The sequence below is a fragment of the Micromonospora sp. NPDC005172 genome, from assembly GCF_040608555.1.
GTDB lineage: Bacteria > Actinomycetota > Actinomycetes > Mycobacteriales > Micromonosporaceae > Micromonospora.
The window spans coordinates 29,277-50,309 of record NZ_JBEXIL010000023.1; the positions used below are offsets into that span (position 1 = coordinate 29,277).

A 21,033-nucleotide genomic window follows, 5' to 3' on the forward strand; every position below is an offset into this window, starting at 1 on the left:
GGGTTACTCCCCTTCTGGTGCTGCGCTGTCACGCACGTTATCGCGCCGGGACGAGGTGCCGAGAACCACCGCCACGGTCGTGCCGCTGGGTTGCCGCGGCCTGATCTCCAACCGGCCCCGGATACGTTCCGCCCTCTCGGCCATGATCGCAAGACCGTACCGTCCGTCGGGGCGCTGGTCAGCCATCCCCTGACCGTCATCCGACACTTCAATTTGCGCGTACGGGGGGTCGACCTCGCACGTGACCCACAAATTCGACGCCCCGGCGTGCTTCCGGGCGTTGGTCACCGCCTCCTGCGCGATGCGCAACAGCTCGGCCTCGGTGGCGGCCGGCAGGCGGGCCGTGGACTCGTCCAGCGACAGGTGGACCCGCAACCCACCGGACGCGCCGACGGTGCGGGCGTACTCGGCGATCGCCGCGGCCAGCCCGCCCTGCCGGTCCACCTCGCTGCGCAGCTCGAAGAGGCTCAGCCGCAGCTCCTGGATCACCCGGGTCACCTCGGCGCGCAGCGTCCGCAGCGCCTCGGCGGTCTCGTCCGCGTCGTCGAAGACGGTGGCCATGGCGTTGTCGATGCCGTAGCCGACCATCACCAGTTCCTGCGCCACCCCGTCGTGGATCTCCCGGGCCAGTCGCTGTCGCTCCTCGTTGGTGGCCAGCGAGCGGACCTCGTCGAAGAGCAGCGCCGCCTCCAACCGCAGCGCCGCCGGCCGGGTCAGCGCGGTCACCCGGGACACCACCGGCGGCGGGTACGCCTGCGCGACGTCGGCCTCCAGCACCACCAGACCCACCGTGCGGACCCCGGCGACCAGCGGGACGATCAGCGCGGACACGTCCCCGCGCCGGTGCGAGCGGGCCTGCGAGCGGGCCGCGGTGGTGGCCTGCTGGCTGGCCCAGGCGTCGGCGATCGCCGAGTCCGCGTCCAGCGTCGTCTCCCAGTCGACCCGGTCCGCCCCGGCCTGGGCGAGCACCACGAGCCGGCCCCCGCCGCTGGCCGACAGCACCGCCCCCCGGTCCGCCCGGGCCACCGTGCGCAGCTCCTCGATCAGGTGCTCGGAGATGCCGCCCGGGTCCAGGGTCGCCCCGGGCAGTTGCCGGGCCACCGTCCGCAGTTGGGTCAGCAGGCGGGTGGCCTCGGCGTACGGCTGGGGCTTGCCGTCGGCGCGTACGGCCATCACCCGGTGCAGGGTGCCGGCGGCGTAGAGCCCGAGCGCGGCGAGGATCAGCCACTGGGCGCAGACCGCGAGGTAGCCCACCTGGCCGAGTTGGCGTGTGCCGTCGACCTCGGTCACCGCGCCGCTGACCAGCAGCGTGGCGGCGGTCACCGCGAGCAGCGCCGTGCCCTCGCGGAAGCGGCGGCGCAGAGCGGTGACGGTCACCGGCACCGCCAGGTAGGGCAGCACGGCGGAGGCGCCCAGCCCGTCGACGGTGCCGCCGATCGACGCGACCGCGGCGATCTGGCTCGCGGCCAGCCCCAGCACCACCACCTCGGCCACCCGGCTCAGCGGCCCGATCAGCCGGTGCTGCGGAGCGAGCAGGGAGGGCAGCCCGGCGACCGCCAACAGCGCGATCCACCACAGCTGGGCGACGTCGCGGGTGGCGAACAGGGTCAGGATCGCGACCAGCGCCAGCATCACCAGGCGGGCGGCCGCGGCGAGAGGATGCGGGTGTGGGGCGGCGGTTGTGGATGCGGGCACGTGACGGATCGTAGTCAGCCGCGGTAGATGTCGGCGATCTCCGCCGCGTACGTCTTGTGCACGACCTGGCGTTTGACCTTGAGCGACGGGGTCAGCTCACCGGTGGCCTCGGCGAAGTCCCGGGGCAGGATCCGGAAGACCTTGATCGCCTCGGCCTTGGACACGGCCTGGTTGGCGGTGTCGATGGCGGACTGCACCTCGGCGCGCAGGCCCTCGTGGTCGCGCAGCGCCTCGACAGTGGTGTCCGAGGGCAGTCCGGCGCTCGACAGGAAGGTCGGCAGCGCCTCCTCGTCGATGGTGACCAGCGCCGCGATGAACGGCTTCGCGTCCCCGACGACGACGCACTGACTGATCAACGGGTGCGCCCGGACCTGGTCCTCCAGCACCGCAGGGGCGACGTTCTTGCCGGCGGCGGTCACGATCAACTCCTTCTTGCGGCCGGTGATGCTCAGGTAGCCGTCGGCGTCGAGCTGGCCCAGGTCGCCGGTGCGGAACCAGCCGTCGGTGCTGAGCGCCTCCGCGGTGGCGGTCTCGTTGTGCCAGTAACCCTGGAAGACCAGTTCGCCGGCGATCAGGATCTCGCCGTCGTCCTCGATCCGGACCGTCACACCGGGCAGCGGCCGGCCGACGCTTCCGATCCGGGTGCCGGTGGGCAGGTTCGCGGCGGCGGCGGGAGACGTCTCGGTCAACCCGTACCCCTCCAGGACCGTCACCCCGACGCCGCGGAAGAAGTGGCCGAGCCGCGCGCCCAGGGGCGCGCCGCCGGAGATCGCGTCGCGGCACCGCCCACCGAGCGCGGCGCGCAGCTTGCGGTAGACCAGCCGGTCGAAGACCGCGTGCTGGGCGCGCAGCGCCAGGCCGGGCCCGCGCGGGGTTTCCAGAGCCTCGCTGTACGCGATGGCGACCTGCTCGGCGCGGGCGAAGACGCCGCCCTTGCCGTCGGCCTCGGCCTTCTGCTTGGCCGCGTTGTAGACCTTCTCGAACACCCGGGGTACGGACAGCACGAAGGTGGGCCGGAACGCCTGTAGCTCGCCGACCAGGTTCTCGGTGTCGGCGCAGTGCGCGAGGGTGGCCCGCGCCTGCACGACGCCGATCTGGATGAGCCGGGCGAAGGCGTGCGCCAGCGGCAGGAAGAGCAGGGTGCTCGCCCCGGCGTTGAACAGGTTCGGCAGCACCGGCACCGCGTTGGCGACGTCGGCGTACATGTTGCGGTGGGTCAGCACGCAGCCCTTGGGGCGGCCGGTGGTGCCGCTGGTGTAGATGATGGTGGCGAGATCGTCGGCGCGGACGGCCTTGCGGCGCTGCTGCACCTCGGACGCCTCGACGGCCGCGCCCGCGCTGACCAGCTCGTCGACCGCGCCCTGCTCGATCTGCCAGACGTTCGTCAGGTCGGGCAGACGGTCCCGGACGCCGGCGATGAGGTCGGCGTGGGCGCCGGACTCCACCACGGCGGCGACCGCACCGGAGTCGGCGATGATCCAGGCGGTCTGCTCGGCGCTGGAGGTCTCGTAGATCGGTACGGTGACCGCGCCGGCCGCCCAGATGGCGTAGTCGAGCAGCGTCCACTCGTAGCGGGTCCGGCTCATCAGGGCCACGCGGTCGCCCGGCTGGATGCCGGCGGCGATCAGGCCCCGGGCCACGGCCGTCACCTCGTCGCGGAACTGCAGGCAGGTCACCTCGGCCCAGGTGGTGCCGCTGCCCTCGGGGGAGGGGGTGGCGCGGGCGAACTGGACGGTGTCCGGCGCGGCCTCGGCGTTGTCCCAGACCGGATCGGTGAGGTTGGCCGCGTCGCCAACGGTGACGATCGGCGGGACGGAGAACTCGCGCACCTGCACTCCTTCGTGCTCGCACTGGCCGGGCCGGCCGCCGAGGGCGTCGGCTGTGTCGAAACCTACCCGTCGAGCGGTTCGGGTGGGGTAGGCAGGGGCGCGGCGGGGGCGGCTCGGCGTGTGGACCGTGCCAGCCGGGTAGCCTCCCCCCATGGCGGACTCCTCCACCCAGTCGATCATCATCGGCGCGTCACCCGAGCGGGTGGCGGCGGTCATCTGTGACTTCCCGAGTTACCCCGAGTGGACCGAGGCGGTCCGCGGTGCCGAGGTGATCGAGGAGTACGAGGACGGCTACGCCAGCCAGGTGCGTTTCACCATCGACGCCGGCGTGATGGCCGACGAGTACGTGCTCGCCTACGAGTACGCCGAGGACCTGTCCCGCGTCGAGTGGCACCTGGTCGCCCCCTCGAAGATGCAGAAGAGTCAGCGTGGCTCGTACGACCTGGTGGGCAACCCGGACGGGAGCACCACGGTGACGTACACGCTGGAGGTCGAGCTGTCCGTGGGGATGCTGGGCATGTTCCGGCGCAAGGCCGAAAAGATGATCATGGACACCGCGTTGAAGCAGCTCAAGCGCCGGGTAGAAGCATCCGGTGCGGCGCAGTGACGCGTCCGGCGGCACGGTAGAGGAGCCGAGGGTGGGCGGAACGGATCCGGGTTCGGCCCGGGAAGAGGCGGAGCGTCTGGTGGCCACCCTGCTCGCGGGGGCGCGACTGGCGTCCGCAGGGGCGGCGGGCGGCGCGTTCGGCCCGCTGGGCGGGGTGCTGGCGGGTGTCCTCGGTCACAGTGCCGCTCCGGGGGGTGATGCACGGGCAACTGGTGGTTTCGCCACCGGTTCGGCCGAATGCTGCGTCTGCCCGGTCTGTCGTGGCATCGCCGCGTTGCGCGATCCGAGTCCGGAATTCGCCGAACGTCTCGCCACCGGCGCGGGAGACCTCGCCGCCGGTGTGGCCAGCCTGCTCCGGGCGTTCGCGCCGCCGGAGTCCTCGGCCGCGACCGCGCCGGGATCGTCCGCGTCGTCGCGGGCGACGCCCGCTGCGGGCGGCGCCGAGGAGGCACCGGAACGCGCTCGGACCGCCCGGCCGGCAGAGGCCGTCGACGAGCACGTGTGGCGCGATGCCACCCGCACCGGGCATGATTCTCAGCCGGCGCCGGAGCGGGATGTCTGGTCGGTCGCCACCCGGACGGCGGACACATCCGCCCCGGCCACCGCGCCACCCGTCGACGACGCCGGGGCGGTGGCCGCGCCGGTGCCGACCAGCCGACCCGTGGTGCCCGCGTCGCGGGCGTCCGACGACACCGGCGCGGACGCGTCGGGCGGCGGCGCCTGAGCGCGGGACATCGCGATCCGGACCGGCGTGCCTCGTGGCACGCGCGGGCCGGACAGCACAGCAGAGGGGAGCGGCGGCGGTGACGCTGACCATCGGAGTCGACGTTGGTGGCACGAAGGTGGCCGGCGGTGTCGTGGACGACACCGGCAAGGTCCTCGTGCAGAGCCGACGGGACACCCCCGCCGACGACGTCGCCAAGACCCGCGACGTCATCATCGAGCTGGTCGACGAGTTGGCTGCCGGGCGGACGGTCGAGGGGGTCGGCATCGGCGCGGCCGGCTGGATCGACGCCACCCGCTCGACAGTGCTCTTCGCCCCCAACCTGGCCTGGCGCGACGAGCCGCTGCGCGAGTACGTCAGCGCCGCCGTCGGCCTGCCGGTGATCGTGGAGAACGACGCCAACGTGGCCGCGTGGGCCGAGTTCCGTTACGGCGCCGCCCGAGCCGCCGACGACTCCATGATCATGTTCACCATCGGCACCGGCGTCGGCGGCGGCATCGTCCTCGGCGGCGAGCTGATGCGCGGCGCACACGGCATCGCCGCGGAGCTGGGCCACATGCTGGCCGTGCCGGACGGCCACCAGTGCGGCTGCGGGCGGCTGGGCTGCATCGAGCAGTACGCCAGCGGCAGCGCCCTGGTCCGCTTCGCCCGTGCCGGTGCGCGACAGGAACCGCAGCGGGCCACCGCGCTGCTGGAACTGGCCGGCGGCGAGACCGAGGCGATCACCGGTCACATGGTGACCGCCGCCGCGCAGGGCGGCGACCCGGTCTCCGCCGAGGCCTTCGCGCAGATCGGCCGGTGGTTGGGCACCAGCCTCGCCGACATGGCACAGATCCTCGACCCGCAGACCCTGGTCGTCGGCGGCGGCGTGATCGACGCAGGTGACCTGCTGCTCGGCCCGACCCGGCGGTCGTACCTCGACGCGCTGGCCCAGCGGGGACGCCTGCCGGTGGCCGAGGTGCTCCCCGCCGAGCTGGGCAACAGCGCCGGGGTGATCGGCGCCGCCGACCTGGCCCGCCGGATCTGAGGGCGGCCAGGAGATGGGCGTACCGCTGCGGGTGGTGTCGTACAACATCCACAGCCAGCGCGACGACACCGCCGCGCTGGCCGAGGTGGTGCGGGCCGCGAAGCCGGACGTGGTGATCGTGCAGGAGGGGCCGCGCCGGTTCCGGTGGCGGCAGAAGTCGGCCACGTTGGCGGAGTCGTTCGGCCTGGTGGTGGCCGCCGGAGGTCTGCCCGCCCTGGGCAATCTGCTGTTGACCAGCCTCCGGGTGCAGGTACGCGGCACCCGCTGCCAGCGCTTCCCGCTGACCCCGGGCCGGCACCTGCGCGGTGCCGCGTACGCCGACTGCCGCGTGGGCGACGCCCGCTTCACCCTCGCCGGCTCGCACCTGTCCACCGACCCGGCCGAGCGGCCGGCGCAGGCCGCCGAGTTCCGGCGCGGGCTGGACGCCGCGAGTGGCCCGGTGGTGGCCGGCGCCGACCTGAACGAGGGTCCGGACGGGCCGGCCTGGGCGACGGTGGCGCGCGGCCTGACCGACACGGCGATCGCGGCCGACCGGGCGGAACGGCTCACCTACTCGTGCGCGGACCCGCGCCGCCGGATCGATGCCCTCTTCGTCGACCCTCGGATCAGCGTCGTCGACTACGACGTGGTGGACACCCCGCAGACCCGCCGGGCCAGCGACCACTTCCCGGTCCTCGTCGACCTGCTGCTGCCCACCACGGCCTGACCCCACCCGTCGAGGCCGCCGATCGGTCCGCGCCAGGGCTGGACATCCGGCTCCGATGTGGAGAGGATTTCGCGGCGACCGGCACCCGTGCCGCACCTAAGGAGATGTCCCGGTGTCCACCTCCACCGACCAGGGCCGGCCCGACCCGGATGCGATCCCGTCCGCGCAGAGCGGTGACGGCCGCGCGCTCTCCGACCGGGGCGACACGGTCTGCGTCATCGGGGCCGGGGCCAGCGGCCTGACGGCCATCAAGAACCTGCGCGAGCACGGGTTCGGGGTCGACTGCTACGAACGGGAGACCGGCGTCGGCGGCGCCTGGAACTGGCGGCACGACCGCAGCCCCGTGTACGCGAGCACCCACCTGATCTCGTCCAAGCCGTTCACCCAGTTCCCCGACTTCCCGATGCCGGACTCCTGGCCGGACTACCCGCACCACAGCCAGCTCCTGTCGTACTTCGAGCGGTACGCCGACCACTTCGACCTGCGCTCGCACGTCTGGTTCGGCACCGAGGTCGTCCGGGTCGAGCCCGCGCCGGGGGAGCGGTGGGACGTGACCACCCGCTCCACCGGCGGGTACGGCCCCGAGCGTACGTCCCGGTACGCCGCAGTGGTGATCGCCAACGGGCACAACTGGTCGCCGAAGCTGCCCCGCTACGAGGGCCTGGAGGAGTTCCGCGGCGAGATCATGCACGCGTCGTCCTACAAGGACCCGGCGCAGCTGCGCGGCAAGCGGGTGCTGGTGGTCGGTGCCGGCAACACCGGCTGTGACATCGCCGTCGAGGCCGCCCAGCAGTCGTCGCGCTGCTGGCACTCCACCCGGCGTGGCTACTGGTACGCCCCGAAGTACGTCCTCGGCCGTCCGGCCGACCAGATCAACGACGCGCTGCTGGCGCTGCGGGTGCCGCTGCGGGTCCGGCAGTGGCTCTACCACTGGACGATGCGGCTGACCGTCGGCAACCTCACCCGCTTCGGGCTGCCCAAGCCCGACCATCGGGTGTACGAGACGCATCCCATCGCCAACAGCCAGCTCGTCTACTACGTGGGCCACGGCGGGATCGGCCCGGTGCCCGACATCGCCCGGTTCCACCCGTACGCCGTGGAGCTGGCCGACGGCCGAGAGATCGACCCCGAGCTGGTCATCTTCGCCACCGGCTACCTGCCGCGATTCGAGTTCCTCGACGCGTCGGTGTTCGGCGACAGCGCCGGCACCGGCCGTCCCACGCTCTGGCTCAACGCCTTCACGCCGGGGCACCCCACGCTGGCGGTCGCCGGCCTGGTGCAGCCGGACTCCGGCCTCTTCGCGCTGTCGCACTGGCAGACGGTGCTCTTCGCGCGCCTGCTCCGGGCGCGACAGGAGCGACCCGAGCGGGCCACGGCGTTCGCGCAGCGGGTACGGGACCGGGCCGGGGAGCGGTACGCGGGGCAGGTCAAGGACAGCAGCCGGCACTGGTTCGAGGTCGGGCACGCCGACTACCTGCGTGCCGTCCAGCGCGCCCTGGTCGAGCTGGAGGGCAAGTGAGCGCGAGGAGTGAGCTTGCGAGCCCCGCAGTCGCGAACGAAAGGCTGGATCAATGACCGAGCTGCGGATCATGCGGGGCCGGGAGTGGGCTCGCCCGGTCCGGCCGGCGCGGCGTGAGGTGCTCAGCGCCGTACCCGAGGTCGAGGAGGGGCGTCCGCCGCTGCTCTTCGTTCCCGGGTTCGGCCATGGCGCGTGGGCGTTCGCGGAGCACTGGCTGGGCCACGCCGCGTCGCGGGGCTTCCCGGCGTACGCGCTGAGCCTGCGGGGGCACGGCGGCAGCGAGCCGGCGCCGGAGGCGACGCTGCGGGCGTACGCGCACGATGTGACCCAGGTGGCGGCGGGCCTGCCGCGCCAGGCGGTGCTGGTGGGGCACGGCGCCGGGGCGCTCGTCGTGGCGCACGCGCTGGCGCGCTACCCGGCGCGCGGCGCGGTGCTGGTGGCGCCGGTCTTCGGCGGCTGGGGGGTGCTCGGGGCGGCGGTGCGCCGCAACCCGGCCGGGACGCTGCCGGCGGTGTTCGGCGGACCGCTGCGGCTCAGCCGCGCGCAGTTGTTCAGCCGGGAGTTGCCCGACGAGGACGCCCGACGGCACGTGGCGCGACTGGGCCGGGCCGGTCGGCGGGCGCAGTGGGCGCTGCTGGGTGAGCCGCAGGCCGAGCCGGCCGTGGGTGAGCCTCCGGTCCTGGTGCTGGGCAGCCCGGACGACCGGGTGGTGCCGGCGTCGGCGTTGACGCGGATCGCCCGCCGGTACGGGTCGGCGCCGCTGCTCTTCCCCGGCATGGGGCACGACCTGATGCTCGACGCGCGCTGGGCCGAGCCGATAGACGCGATCCTGGACTGGCTGGAGAAGGAGCCCACCGGGCGGTGAGCGCCGGTCAGCCGCCGGTGTGTTGGGTGGCGATGGTCGCCCGGGTCGCCGGACGAGGCACCCGGGCGGTGCCGTCGGTGCTGGTGAGGCGGCCGACCAGCGCGCCGGTCTCGTCCAGCGCGCTCAGGTAGGAGCGGGCCCAGGCGCGGATGTCGTGCTCGTGCAGGTGGGCGCGCATCGCCCGCATCCGGGCGGTGGCGTCCGCTGGGTCGGCCCGCAGCGCCGTCCGCAGGGCCTGCTTGAGCCCTTCCAGGTCGTGCGGGTTCACCAGGTACGCCTGGGACAGCTCGGCGGCGGTGCCGGCGAACTCGCTGAGCAGCAGCGCCCCGCTGTCGTCCACCCGCGCGGCGACGTACTCCTTGGCGACCAGGTTCATCCCGTCGCGCAGCGGGGTCACCGCCATCACGTCGGCGACCCGGTAGAGCGCCGCCAGCTCGGCCCGGTCGAAGGGCTGGGTGAGGTAGTGGATGGCGGGCTCACCGACCCGCCCGAACTCGCCGTTGATCCGGCCCACCTCGCGCTCGATGCGTTCGCGCAGGATCTGGTACTGACCGACGCGTTCCCGGCTCGGCATGGCGACCTGGACGAGCACCGTGTCGCGGACCTTGACGTCGCCGCTGGCGATCAGCTCGCTGTACGCCTTGAGTCGCTGCTCGATGCCCTTGGTGTAGTCCATCCGGTCCACGCTGAGGATGACCTGCCGAGGGTCGCCGAGGTCCTGGCGGAGGCGGCGGGCGCGGGCGGCCACGTCGGGGCGGGCGGCGAGGGCGGCCATCTCGGCGGTGTCGATCGAGACGGGGAACGCGCCGATGCGGACCACCCGGTCGTCGATCCCGATCCGACGGTCGGTTGCCGGCAGCTCCAGTACGCGGGTGACCAGTTGGGCGAAGTTGTGCGCCGCCTGGGCGCGCTGGAAGCCGACCAGATCGGCGCCGAGCATGCCGCGCAGCAGCTCGGCCCGGCGCGGTAGCTGCATGAACAGCTCCGGCGGCGGGAACGGCACGTGCAGGAAGAAGCCGATACGCAGGTCGGGGCGCAGCGCGCGCAGCAGCCCGGGTACGAGTTGCAGGTGGTAGTCCTGCACCCAGACCACGCCACCCGGCTCGGCCACCTCGGCGGTCGCCTCCGCGAACCGCTGGTTGACCCGTTGGTACGCCTCCCACCACCGGCGGTGGTGCTCGGGTTGCTCAACGGCGTCGTGGTAGAGCGGCCAGAGGGTCGCGTTGGCGAACCCCTCGTAGTGGTCGCGCAGGTCCTCCTGGCTGAGGGCGACGGTGTGCATGTGGACGCCGTCCACGTCCGGCAGGGCGGGCGCGGAGCCGGTGCCGCCGGCCCAACCGACCCAGATCGCCGGGGTGTGCCGCAGGAGCGGGTGTAGCGCGCTGACCAGCCCACCGGGGCTGCGCCGCCACTCGCAGGCCCCGTCGGGGGCCTGGTTGTCGTCGATGGGGAGGCGGTTGGCCACCACCACGAGAGAGCTCTTTCGCATCTCGGGCATTCCGATCAGCAGAGGACTGACCGCCACGAGCAAGGAAAAACCGGTCAGTCAGCGGGGGAAGTGACGTGCAGCGGTATTCCTACTGACAGTAAGTTACACCACTGTTACGCCCAGAGTGAGGGCGGTCGTGTCCCGCGATACGGGCCGGGTTGGGCCTGCTTCATAAGGGCGGCCGAGCCGAGGCGGAGTCCGGGCGGCGATCCGGCAAGGCGCGGTTGGGTCCGGATACCGATGTTGTATCCGGACCCAACCGCAACGCCGCCGGTCGTCGTCCGGGCCCGCCGCAGGCCGGCCAGTTCTTATGAAGCAGGCCCTAGACGACCGCGCCGTTGTCCGGGTCGTCGTCTTCCTCGTCGCCGGGCCGCAGCCGCCAGATGAGCGTGACGAATCCGGCCAGGATGCCGGTGAACCCGAACAGGGTGACGGCCGAGCGGTCCACCGGGAGCAGCGACGGGAAGAGGAAGAGCACGAACCCGACGACCACCGCGAGCGCGCCGACGACCGCGTACTTGGAGACGCGGGGTAGCGGTGGCGGCGGTGGCGGGTGGTAGGTGTCCTCGTCGTCGTCCGGCAGGTCGGCGCCGAAGGTGTCCAGACCATCGAGCAGCGACGGCTCGTCGTCCCGCGTGTTGCGGCCGACCGAGATGCCGGAGAAGTCCGTCGCCGACGGCAGCCGACGGACGTCGGTCGCGGTCGGCCCGGCCTCGTCGGCGCCGGAGCGGGCGAGTGGTCCGGCGGTCGGCTCGTCCCGGGTGTCCTGGTCGTCGCGCTCGTCCACGTCCTCCGCGGCCGGCCACGGCCGCTCGTCCGTGCTGGGGGAGGTGCTGTGGAAGCCGGCCACGATCCGGGCCCACTCGGCGTCGATGTCCGGCTCGTCGCGGGCCGGTGGCTGCTCCGGGGCGCTCTCGTCGGCGAGCTGGGTGAGGTAGTCGCGAGCGGTCCTCAGGTGCGAACGGTCGACGTAGAGCCGGTCGACCGGGCGCGCCGGGACGGTGGTGGTGCGGGTGACCGGGTTGAGGTCGGCCGACGGTTGCAGGTAGGCGGCGATCCCCCCGGCGGCCAGGACGTCGAGCAGGTGCTCGCCGACGCGCGGATCGACGTCGCCGACCACGGCGTACTCGCTCGCGTCGAGCCCGTTGTCCCGCCGTCCCCGGCGGGCCCCACCCGCTGACACCCGGCAATCCTCCTCAACGCGCCCTGCGGCGCGGCCACCCTGCCCCCTCGACGCCCGTCCGCACGCCGTGCTCTGAATCGTGACACGTCAGGGGCCGGTTCCGGGAGTGCGTTGTGTCGCGTCTTGGAAACTCAGGGGCGCTCCCGCTGGTCACGGCCGTGGCTCTTTGTCCGTTGTTGCGCGAGACGTGCTATCTCGATGATCGCTTTCGACCGCATGGCGCGCTGGTGAGCTGCGAGGTTCGCGCCCCTGGGGCGGAACAACCCTCGCGTCGCTCGCAAGGGTCCGAGCAGTTTCCCTGTTGTTGCTGCCTGCGGCGTCCGGGAAGCAGCATCAACGCTGATGTTGCGCGGATCTCCGCGCGCCTGTCCGGTCCGCTGGTCGTCGGCAGGAGGCGCGGCGTGCCGAGGTGGGCGTCCGTCCGTTGTGGTGCGAGCGCTCGCTTCGTAGGCTCGTCGGCGACGCGCCCGGCGCTGTCGTGGGCCCCCTCGGAAAGGACGCCGGTGCTCTACTGGCTGTTGAAGCACGTGATCCTCGGTCCGCTGCTCAAGCTGATCTTCCGGCCGCAGGTGGAGGGGTTGCACCACGTGCCGGCGACCGGCCCGGTGATCCTGGCCAGCAACCACCTCTCCTTCTTCGACTCGATCTTCATTCCGTTGATCGTCTCGCGGCGGGTCACCTTCGTTGCCAAGGCGGAGTACTTCACCGGCAAGGGGATCAAGGGCTGGTTCATGAAGATGTTCTTCGTCGGCACCGGCACGATCCCGGTGGACCGCTCCGGCGGCGAGGCCGCCCGCGCCGCTCTGGACACCCAGTTGCGGGTGCTGCGCGCTCAGGGGGTGGCCGGCATCTACCCCGAGGGCACCCGCTCCCCGGACGGGCGGCTCTACCGGGGCAAGACCGGCGTGGCCCGGCTCGCCCTGGAGAGCGGCGCGGTGGTGGTGCCGGTGGCGATGCTCAACGCCGACGAACTCCAGCCGCCCGGCAGGCTCATCCCGAGGATCGGCCGGGTGCGGGTCCGCTTCGGCGTACCCCTGGGCTTCTCCCGCTACGCGGGAATGGCCGGCGACCGGTTCGTCGAGCGTGCGGTCACCGACGAGATCATGTACGAGTTGATGGAGCTCACCGGCCGTGAGTACGTCGACATCTACGCGCAGAAGCTCAAGACGCCGGTGGCCGCCTAGCCTAGGCCGTGCGTCAGCAGGCGACGGCCGGCCCGGTCGGGCTGACCGGCCTCCCGGCCAGCGCCAGCAGGCCCGGGGCGTCGTTGCGCAGCGCGAAGGTGCGGACCTCGGCGCGCGGCGCTCGTGCGCCCGCCGGGTCGCCCGCACGGCTCAGCTCCGCGGCCGCCAGCGCCAGCGCCAGCACGCGGTCGCTCGTGTCCGGGATCCGTCCGTACGTCTCGGCGGCGGCCAGGTGCAGCTCGGCCGCCCGTCGGTGGTCGCCGTCGGCCGCCGCCACCGCAGCCGTCACCGTGCGCAGCGCCGCCTCCGACCACGGCGTCCGATGTCCGACCCGGTCGAGCATCGCCCGGACCCGCACCGCGGCGTCCCGGCCGGCCAGGGCGCCGGCGTACGCGGCCGCGGCGATCCACTCGCCGCTGGCGAGCGCCGGCACCTCCGACCAGGAGCGCTCCAGCTCGTCGATCAACTCCGCCGCCTCGGCGTGGCGCTCCTGCAACGCCCGGCACAGTGCCGCCATGCCCAGCATCGTCCAGCGCAGGCGGTGGAAGCCGCTGCGCCGGGCGGTGGTCAGCGCGTCGACCAGGTCGGCCGGGTCCTCGTCGTCGCGCAGCACGAGCAGGCAGCAGCGCAAACCCCGCACCTGCATGTCCCAGCTGCCGGTCGGCGTGTCCACGAACGCCTCCGCCGCGGCGAGCAGCCGGCCGAAGTCACCCTCGAACCAGGCGCGCATCGCCTCGGCCGAATAGCTGGTGGTCAACGTCTGCCCGCTGGCCGTACGCGCCGGCGCGGCCGAGAGCAGGGCGTTCGAGCGCAGCCAGTCGCCCTCCTCGCGGATGGCCCAGGCCAGGTTCTGGGTGGCCCGGGGCAGCGCGAGCAGCTGGCCGGCCCGGCTGAACTCGACGATCGCGTGCAACTCGTCCAGGCCGACCCGGTCGCCGGCCTGGTAGCGGGCGGTGGCCGCGGTGATCCGCGCGTTGGTGCGGGTCTCGGTCAGGCCCAGCCGCTCCGCGATCTCCGCCGCCGTGTCCGCCGCCGACACGGCCGGGTCGCGCTCGTAGTTGAGCATGTGCAGGCGGCCCAGCTCGGCGTACGCGTCGGCCTTCTGCGGGCTGTCCGGCAGCGGCTCGAAGAGCTGCACCGCCCGGTCCAGGCAGGCCAGCGCCTCACCCCGCTCGGCGCGCAGCCACGCTGCCTGGCCGAGCAGCGTCCACGCCCGTGCGGCGCACGCGTCGTCGCCGTGCGCCGCCAGCCGGTCGGCCAGCGCGTGCACCTGCTCGGTCCCGCCGCCGGAGAGGAACGCGTTGCCGTCCCGGTAGAACGAGATCTCCGTACTCAGCAGCTCCAGTTGCAGCCGGCCCACCGGATCGCTGTCGTCGGCCAGACCCAGCGCCCGGCCCGCGTGGCTCGCCGCCGCATCCAGCCCGTGCAGGGCGTACGCCCGGCGGGCCGCCCGGTGCAGCGCCTGCCGCGCGGGCCCCGCGTACCGCTGGATCGCCATGCCGAGGGACCGCGCGATCTCGTGGGCCGCCCAGCGGTGGTGAGCGAGGACCTCGGCCAGGTCGGTGTCGCGGCTCTGCGACAGCGCGTCGAGCCAGTCCGCCGCCCGCTCGTGCCGCGCCACCCGCTCGGTTCTCGGCAGCCGCTGGTAGCAGACGTCGCGCACCAGCACGTGCCGGAACCGGAACTCGGCCTGCCCGGCCATGGTCGACGCGGCCTGCTCGTGCACGAAGTCGCGCTGTTCGAGGCGGCGCAGCGCGCGCTCGACCGACTCGACCGGCTGGCCCAGCGCGGCGGCCACCGCGCCCGGCCAGAACTGCACCCCGACCACCGAGGCGGCGAGCAGCACCGCCCGGTCCTTGGCGTCCAGCAGGTCGACGCGGTTGGCGATCACCGCGTGCACGCTCTCCGGCATGGTCAGTTCGAGCTGCTTGTCCAGCGACCAGCCCCGCCCGGACTGGCGCAACGCGCCCTGCTCGATCAGCATCCGGACGTACTCGTGCGCGTAGAGCGGGTTGCCGCCGGCCACCTCGATGAGCGGCGTCAGCATGTCGGCGGAGAACGCCGCCTGGCCGAACAGGTGGGCGTACAGGGCGGCGATGCCGGTGTCCCGCAGCGGCGGCAGGGTGATGGTCACCGAACCCGTGATCGTCCCGGCCCAGCTCGGGTCCCGGTCGACAAGCTCGGGGCGGGCGGTGCAGAGCAGCAGCAGCGGCACGTCGCGGGCGGCCGCGCCGAGCAGCTCCACGAAGCGCAGCATCGCGTCGTCGGCCCAGTGCAGGTCCTCGAAGACCAGCACGGTGGGGCGGCGGGCCGCCAACGCCAGCAGGAAACGTCGCCACGCCGACTCCGCCTCCTCCGCCGGCAGCGGCGTACCGGGCAGCCCGACCAGTGGGCGCAGCGCGTCGACCACCCGGTCGCGTTCGCCCGGCCCGATCAGTTCGCCGACCGCGGCACCCAGTCGCTGGGCCGCGCTCGCGGCCGGGTCGGTGTCCAGGATGCCGGCCTCGGACTTGACGATGTCGGCGAGCGCGGCGAACGTGACGTTCTCCCCGAAGGGCGGACAGCGCCCCGTCCGCCAGGTCAGCGGCTCGTCGACCAGCCGGCCGGTGTGCCGGTACAGCTCGCGCAGCAGCCGGCTCTTGCCGATCCCGGCCCGGCCGAAGATCGTCACCACCTGGGGCAGTTGGTCACGCAGAGACCGGTGCAGGGCGTTGACCAGCATGCCCAGCTCGTGCTCGCGGTCCACCAGGGGCGTGGTGTCCGGCTCCCGGTCGGTGGGCTGGCGGCGCACCGGAGACAGGGCGAGCCACACCTCGGTCGGCGACGACCGGCCGCGCAGGGTGACCGGGGGCTGCTCCTCGTAGCGGATCGCGTCCTTGGTCAGGGCGTGCGTGGTGCCGCAGACCAGCACGCCTCCGGGCGGCGCGACCGACTGCATCCGCGAGGCGGTGTTCACCACGTCGCCGGCGACGATCGCCTGCCCGCCGTCGCGGGCGGCGGCCACGTCGACCAGGGCCTCGCCGGTGGCCACGCCCACCCGGAACCGCATCTCGGTGCTGCCGGTCGGCGCGAAGCGGGTGAGCACCCGTTGCAGTTCCAGCCCCGCCCGGACACAGCGCAGCGCGTCGGTCTCGGTCGCGATCGGCGCGCCGAAGAGCGCCATCACCGCGTCGCCGATGTACTTCTCCACCACCCCGCCGTACTGGCCGACCACCCGGCGGGCCGCCGAGAAGAAGCCGGTCTGCATGCCACGGACCTGCTCCGGGTCGGCCCGCTCGACGTACGGGGTGAAGTCGATGAGGTCGACGAAGAGCACGCTCACCCGCCGGCGGTCCTCCTGCGGGGCGAGCGTGGCGGACCGGTCCGTGCCCGGTCGGGGAGACCCGCAGGAGGTGCAGAACGCGACGTCCGAGGCGAGAGGACGCAGGCAATGTGGGCAGACGGCACCCAGCTCGGCGCCGCAGCCACCGCAGAAGCGGTCACCGTCGGCGGCCGTGCGTCCACAGCGCCCACACTGCGCGGCGATGACACACCCTCCACTGGCGATACCGGCCGGCGCCCCCCAGCGCCGTCACCCACAAGGAGTATCGCCGTCGGACGGGCTGTCAGGTACCGGCCTGTTGGTTTGTGGACAGTCCACCAACGGTCTGACCGACTACATTCAGTCCGCCACATATTCGATCAGCGACCAGAGGGGGACAGGTCAATGGTGTACGTCAAGCTGGAAAGTGACTGGACCGACGGTAACGGCGTCGATCACTCGGCGGGAGAGTCGGTGGACGTCGACGCCGCCACGCTCGCCACGTTGCAGGCCGAGGGCATCGTCAGCGAGCAGTCCGGCGCGGGCGGCGACAGCAAGGGCCCGAACAAGTGGGCCGGCCCGGGCAGCCCCGGAGTCTGAACCAGGCGTCGATGACACGACGGAACGGCCGGGCCGCCCACGGGCGACCCGGCCGTTTCGGATGTGCGGGCCCCGCGCTGCCCCCGCCCGGGGGTGGCGAGTCGGTTCAGCGGTCGTTCATGCCGGCGCGGCGGCGCAGCGCGGCCACGTCGGTGACGACGATCCGGCGGCCCTCGGTCCGCAGCCAGCCACGACTGGCGAAGGAGCCGATGGCCTGGTTGACGCTCTGTCGGGAGCCGCCGGCCATCTCCGCCAACTGGCTCTGGTTGAGCTCGATCGTGATCATCGGGGCCTGGCTCTCGCCGGCCAGCCGGACCAGCGTCTTGGCGACCCGGCCCGGCAGGTCGAGGAAGACGTGGTCGGCGTTCTGCTCGGTGAGTCGGCGGATCAGCCCGCCCAGAGACCTCATCACCGCGTCCAGGATGCGCGGATTGGAGTGCACCAGCTCCATGAACGCGCCCCGGGAGAGCGCGAGCGCCGCGCAGTCCTCGATGGCCTCGGCCGACGCGGACCGCGTGGAGGCGTCCAGCAGGGAGACCTCGCCGAGCACGTCCGGCGGACGGATCACCGACAGCACCGCCCGTTCGCCGGTCGGCGCGGTGCGGAACACGGCGACCGCGCCGCGGCGCAGCACGATCAGCGACTCGCCCGGGTCGTTCTCGACGAAGAGCAATTGACCCTTGCGGTAGGTGCGCGGAACGGCGGCTGCGATGACACGCTGGCGCACCTCGGGCTCCAGCCCGGCGAACATCTCGACACCTGTGAGCGCGTCACCCGGCTCCGGCAGGCGCATCTCCACGGCCCAACCCCTCCCCGGTCATGGACCACACAATCGCTCACCGGGTGAACCTGATGGCCCTGACGAGGTGAACTGACGCCGGTTCGGCATCCGGTAGCGGTACACATCAGATCATGACGGTCCGGTCGCTTGCTGTACACCCCTCGAAGCACTTCCGTGACCGTCGCGAGCTGCGGCGTACCCCCTGGGTCGTCGCCGCAGCGGCGTCGGCGGCCCGGGTCGCCGCTGGCCCACGGCGGACCGGCCGGGCTCGCACCCGGCCCCGCCGCGCGCCGACGGACGGCGGTGGGTGAGGATGTCCGGAATGGTCTACCGCTACTTCTACGACTGCGAGTTCATCGAGGACGGCCGGACCGTCGACCTCGTCTCGATCGGTGTCGTCGACGAGTACGGCCGCGAGTTCTACGCGGTCTCCACCGAGTTCGACGACTCCCGTGCCGTGCCCTGGGTACGGCGTAACGTGCTGGACCGGCTGCCGTCGCCGGCCGACCGGGCCTGGCGTTCGCGGGAGCGCATCCGCGACGACCTGTACGACTTCCTCATGGAACCGGTCCGGGACCGGCCGGGTGAGCAGTTGGAGCTGTGGGCCTGGTACGCGGCGTACGACCACGTGGTCCTCGCCCAGCTCTGGGGGGCGATGCCGGCGTTGCCCCGGGAGATCCCCCGGTTCACCAAGGACCTGCGGCAGCTCTGGGACGACCGGGGTCGGCCGAGCCTGCCGGACGCGGACGCGGCCCGGCACGACGCCCTGGTCGACGCCCGGCACAACCTGGCCCGCTGGCGGGCGATGACGACGCGCTGAGCGATGGTCATACGTCTGTAGGTTTGACCGGTTCTGTCCTGGGCAACGGTTCGACAGCCGAGCCGAGGGAGACCGCCATGAGCAATGATCCGACCAGCGTCGCCGACGGCCGGGCGCGGGTCACGGAGCTGATCCGCGCCGCACGGATCTGCATGCTCACCACGATCGGGCTGGACGGGCGGCAGGTGAGCCGGCCGATGGGGCTGCAGGAGGCGGACTTCGACGGTGACCTCTGGTTCTTCGCCTACGCCGACTCGGCCAAGATGCGCCAGGTCCGGGTGAACCCGGAGGTCAACGTCGCCTTCTCGGACCAGAAGAACAACGCCTGGGTGTCGATCTCGGGCACCGCCAGTGAGAGTTCCGACACCGAACGCGCCAAGCGGCTGTGGAATCCGCTGCTCAGGGCCTGGTTCCCGGACGGGCTGGACACGCCCGGCCTGACCCTGGTCAAGGTGCATGCCAGCTCCGCCGAGTACTGGGACTCGCCGAGCAGTGCCGTGGTCAACCTGCTCGGCCTCGCGAAGGCCGCCGTCACGGGCCGTCCGCCGTCGGCCGGGGAGAACCACGAGGTGACCTACTGAGCCGTCGCCCCCGGGGCGCTGTCGTCGCGTGGTCAGGTGCGACTACAGTGCGCAGTGACGGCCCGCCCCGGGCCGGCAACGGCGCCGATGGTCTGACCTGACACATATCCTGGGGCATATCGGGCTTTACCTGATGCTCCAGGAGGATGAGCGGATCATGCGTATCGGCGTGCTCACCGGCGGCGGCGACTGCCCGGGTCTCAACGCGGTCATCCGGGCGGTGGTCCGCAAGGGCGTCGCCACTTACGGTCACGAGTTCGTGGGCTTCCGGGACGGTTGGAAGGGCCCGCTGGAGGGTCTGTCCCGCCCCCTCGGCATCGCCGACGTGCGCGGCATCCTGCCCCGCGGCGGCACCATCCTCGGCTCGTCGCGCACCAACCCGTTCAAGATCGAGAACGGCGTCGAGCGGATCAAGGACAACCTCGCCGAGCAGGGCGTGGACGCGCTGATCGCGATCGGCGGCGAGGACACCCTCGGCGTGGCCACCAAGCTCTACGAGCTGGGCGTGCACGTGGTCGGCGTGCCGAAGACGATCGACAACGACCTCGGTGCCACCGACTACACCTTCGGCTTCGACACCGCGGTCAACATCGCGATGGAGGCCATCGACCGCCTGCACACGACCGCGGAGAGCCACCACCGCACCCTGGTCGTCGAGGTCATGGGCCGGCACGCCGGCTGGATCGCCCTGCACGCCGGCCTGGCCGGCGGCGCCAACGTGATCCTGCTGCCCGAGCGGCAGTTCGACGTCGAGCAGGTCGCCGGTTACGTCGAGAAGCGCTTCCAGCACCAGTACGCCCCGATCGTCGTGGTCGCCGAGGGCGCCCAGCCGCTCGACGGCCAGATGGTGCTGCACAACCAGGAGCTGGACTCGTTCGGCCACGTCCGTCTCGGCGGCATCGGCCAGTGGCTCGCCGAGCAGCTGGAGGCCAAGACCGGCAAGGAGGCCCGCACCGTGGTGCTGGGTCACATCCAGCGCGGTGGCACCCCGACCGCCTTCGACCGGGTCCTCGCCACCCGGCTGGGTCTGCAGGCCATCGACGCGGTCCACGACGGCGACTGGGGCAAGATGGTCGCGATGCAGAGCACCGACATCGTCCGGGTGCCCCTCGCCGAGGCCACCCGTGAGCTGAAGACCGTGCCGCTGGAGCGGTACGAAGAGGCCGAGGTCTTCTTCGGCAGCTGATCGACGGTAGGCGGCGCGGCGAGCCTGCGGGCCCGCCGCGCCGCGACCCGACCTCAAGGGGGTACGGCCCAGATGTCAGCCGGGGTGCACACGGTCGCGGTGATCGGGGCGGGCAAGATCGGCGAGCTGATGCTCTCCGGCCTGCTGCGCTCCGGATGGCCGGTGGAGAGGCTGCTCGCCACCGCCCGCCGACCCGCCCGCGCGCAGGAGTTGACCACCCGCTACGGCGTCCGCGTGGTCGACAACCTGACCGCCGTCGACGAGGCCGCGGTGCTCGCCGTGTCGGTCAAGCCCCAGGACGCCGCCGCGCTGCTGGACGAGATCGGCCCCAAGGTGCCCGCCGACAAGCTGGTCATCTCGCTCTGCGCCGGGCTGCCCACCAGCTTCTTCAACCGCCGGCTGCCCGAGGGCACGCCGGTGGTCCGGGTCATGACCAACACGCCGGCGCTGGTCGACGAGGCGATGACGGCCATCTCCGCCGGGGCGTACGCCACCGGGGCCCACCTGAGCCTGGCCGAGGAGATGTTCAAGCCGCTCGGCCAGACCATCCGGGTGCCCGAGTCGCAGCAGGACGCGGTCACCGCGCTCTCCGGCTCCGGCCCGGCCTACTTCTACCTGCTGGTGGAAGCCATGATCGACGCCGGGATCCTGCTCGGGCTGCCCCGCCAGGTGGCGCACGAGCTGATCGTGCAGACCGCCATCGGCTCCGCCGTGATGCTGCGCGACTCCGGCGAGCACCCGGTCAAGCTGCGCGAGGCGGTCACCTCGCCGGCCGGCACCACCATCTCCGCGATCCGCGAGCTGGAGAAGCACGGCGTCCGCGCCGCACTGCTCGCCGCGCTGGAGGCGGCCCGGGACCGCGCCCGCGAACTGGCCGCCCAGGCCGACTGACCGCGGCGCGCGGGGTCCCCGCGGCCGGGTGGGTGCCGCATACTG

The 21,033-nt window shown here is 72.8% G+C and carries 18 protein-coding genes; 12 read left to right on the plus strand and 6 right to left on the minus strand.

From position 1 onward, the window contains the following. Nucleotides 1-3 precede the first annotated feature (3 nt). Together ABZV06_RS17630 and ABZV06_RS17635 are read right to left on the minus strand one after the other, a co-directional pair. On the minus strand, nucleotides 4-1,695 hold the full coding sequence (locus ABZV06_RS17630; protein ID WP_355236481.1) for a GAF domain-containing sensor histidine kinase: 1,692 nt from the start codon (nucleotides 1,693-1,695) through the stop codon (nucleotides 4-6). A 14-nt stretch (nucleotides 1,696-1,709) separates the two neighbouring features. After that, nucleotides 1,710-3,524, minus strand: a complete 1,815-nt coding sequence (locus tag ABZV06_RS17635; RefSeq protein ID WP_355622583.1) for a long-chain fatty acid--CoA ligase — start codon at nucleotides 3,522-3,524, stop codon at nucleotides 1,710-1,712. A gap of 151 nt (nucleotides 3,525-3,675) precedes the next feature. On the opposite strand from ABZV06_RS17635, the gene ABZV06_RS17640 reads away from it, so the two are divergent. From ABZV06_RS17640 to ABZV06_RS17665, 6 genes are all read left to right on the plus strand, one after another. Next, nucleotides 3,676-4,131 carry an SRPBCC family protein gene (locus tag ABZV06_RS17640; RefSeq protein ID WP_355236487.1) on the plus strand — a complete coding sequence of 152 codons (456 nt, stop codon included), beginning with the start codon at nucleotides 3,676-3,678 and terminating at the stop codon, nucleotides 4,129-4,131. Between the two features lie 31 nt (nucleotides 4,132-4,162). Continuing rightward, the gene (locus tag ABZV06_RS17645) at nucleotides 4,163-4,855 is read left to right on the plus strand and encodes a hypothetical protein (RefSeq protein ID WP_355236490.1); all 693 of its coding nucleotides are present in this window, start codon (nucleotides 4,163-4,165) and stop codon (nucleotides 4,853-4,855) included. A gap of 79 nt (nucleotides 4,856-4,934) precedes the next feature. Further along, the gene (locus ABZV06_RS17650; protein WP_355236493.1) at nucleotides 4,935-5,882 is read left to right on the plus strand and encodes an ROK family glucokinase; all 948 of its coding nucleotides are present in this window, start codon (nucleotides 4,935-4,937) and stop codon (nucleotides 5,880-5,882) included. A 13-nt stretch (nucleotides 5,883-5,895) separates the two neighbouring features. Next, complete coding sequence (locus tag ABZV06_RS17655; protein ID WP_355236496.1) at nucleotides 5,896-6,588, plus strand: endonuclease/exonuclease/phosphatase family protein; 693 nt, start codon at nucleotides 5,896-5,898, stop codon at nucleotides 6,586-6,588. Nucleotides 6,589-6,700: 112 nt separating this feature from the next. Continuing rightward, the gene (locus ABZV06_RS17660) at nucleotides 6,701-8,107 is read left to right on the plus strand and encodes an NAD(P)-binding domain-containing protein (RefSeq protein ID WP_355236499.1); all 1,407 of its coding nucleotides are present in this window, start codon (nucleotides 6,701-6,703) and stop codon (nucleotides 8,105-8,107) included. Between the two features lie 52 nt (nucleotides 8,108-8,159). Then, nucleotides 8,160-8,972, plus strand: a complete 813-nt coding sequence (locus ABZV06_RS17665) for an alpha/beta fold hydrolase (protein ID WP_355622586.1) — start codon at nucleotides 8,160-8,162, stop codon at nucleotides 8,970-8,972. A gap of 7 nt (nucleotides 8,973-8,979) precedes the next feature. On the opposite strand, the gene ABZV06_RS17670 is transcribed toward ABZV06_RS17665, so the two are convergent. Both ABZV06_RS17670 and ABZV06_RS17675 read right to left on the minus strand, forming a co-directional pair. After that, a complete protein-coding gene (locus ABZV06_RS17670) occupies nucleotides 8,980-10,461 on the minus strand; it encodes a trehalose-6-phosphate synthase (RefSeq protein WP_355236505.1) in 1,482 nt (493 codons plus the stop codon). Nucleotides 10,462-10,783: 322 nt separating this feature from the next. Then, the gene (locus tag ABZV06_RS17675) at nucleotides 10,784-11,644 is read right to left on the minus strand and encodes a DUF308 domain-containing protein (protein ID WP_355236508.1); all 861 of its coding nucleotides are present in this window, start codon (nucleotides 11,642-11,644) and stop codon (nucleotides 10,784-10,786) included. A 503-nt stretch (nucleotides 11,645-12,147) separates the two neighbouring features. Between ABZV06_RS17675 and ABZV06_RS17680 the strand changes: the two genes are divergently transcribed. After that, a complete protein-coding gene (locus ABZV06_RS17680) occupies nucleotides 12,148-12,828 on the plus strand; it encodes a lysophospholipid acyltransferase family protein (protein WP_355236511.1) in 681 nt (226 codons plus the stop codon). Nucleotides 12,829-12,841: 13 nt separating this feature from the next. Here ABZV06_RS17680 and ABZV06_RS17685 read toward each other — a convergent pair whose 3' ends face one another. Continuing rightward, a complete protein-coding gene (locus tag ABZV06_RS17685) occupies nucleotides 12,842-16,375 on the minus strand; it encodes an adenylate/guanylate cyclase domain-containing protein (RefSeq protein ID WP_355236978.1) in 3,534 nt (1,177 codons plus the stop codon). A 159-nt stretch (nucleotides 16,376-16,534) separates the two neighbouring features. Between ABZV06_RS17685 and ABZV06_RS17690 the strand changes: the two genes are divergently transcribed. After that, a complete protein-coding gene (locus ABZV06_RS17690; protein WP_355236514.1) occupies nucleotides 16,535-16,729 on the plus strand; it encodes a hypothetical protein in 195 nt (64 codons plus the stop codon). A 106-nt stretch (nucleotides 16,730-16,835) separates the two neighbouring features. Here the strand turns inward: ABZV06_RS17690 and ABZV06_RS17695 are convergent, their stop codons facing one another. Then, nucleotides 16,836-17,528, minus strand: a complete 693-nt coding sequence (locus tag ABZV06_RS17695; protein WP_007463121.1) for a Crp/Fnr family transcriptional regulator — start codon at nucleotides 17,526-17,528, stop codon at nucleotides 16,836-16,838. A 304-nt stretch (nucleotides 17,529-17,832) separates the two neighbouring features. Between ABZV06_RS17695 and ABZV06_RS17700 the strand changes: the two genes are divergently transcribed. The 4 genes from ABZV06_RS17700 to proC all read left to right on the plus strand — a co-directional run bounded on the left by ABZV06_RS17700 (nucleotide 17,833) and on the right by proC (nucleotide 20,988). Further along, nucleotides 17,833-18,330 (plus strand): polyadenylate-specific 3'-exoribonuclease AS, encoded by a 498-nt coding sequence (locus ABZV06_RS17700; protein ID WP_355236981.1) that lies wholly within the window; start codon nucleotides 17,833-17,835, stop codon nucleotides 18,328-18,330. Between the two features lie 77 nt (nucleotides 18,331-18,407). Then, the gene (locus ABZV06_RS17705) at nucleotides 18,408-18,911 is read left to right on the plus strand and encodes a pyridoxamine 5'-phosphate oxidase family protein (protein ID WP_355236517.1); all 504 of its coding nucleotides are present in this window, start codon (nucleotides 18,408-18,410) and stop codon (nucleotides 18,909-18,911) included. A gap of 157 nt (nucleotides 18,912-19,068) precedes the next feature. Next, entirely contained in the window at nucleotides 19,069-20,097 is a 1,029-nt protein-coding gene (locus ABZV06_RS17710) for a 6-phosphofructokinase (protein ID WP_355236984.1), read from the plus strand. Between the two features lie 72 nt (nucleotides 20,098-20,169). Continuing rightward, nucleotides 20,170-20,988, plus strand: a complete 819-nt coding sequence (proC, locus tag ABZV06_RS17715) for a pyrroline-5-carboxylate reductase (protein ID WP_355622589.1) — start codon at nucleotides 20,170-20,172, stop codon at nucleotides 20,986-20,988. Nucleotides 20,989-21,033: the final 45 nt, after the last annotated feature.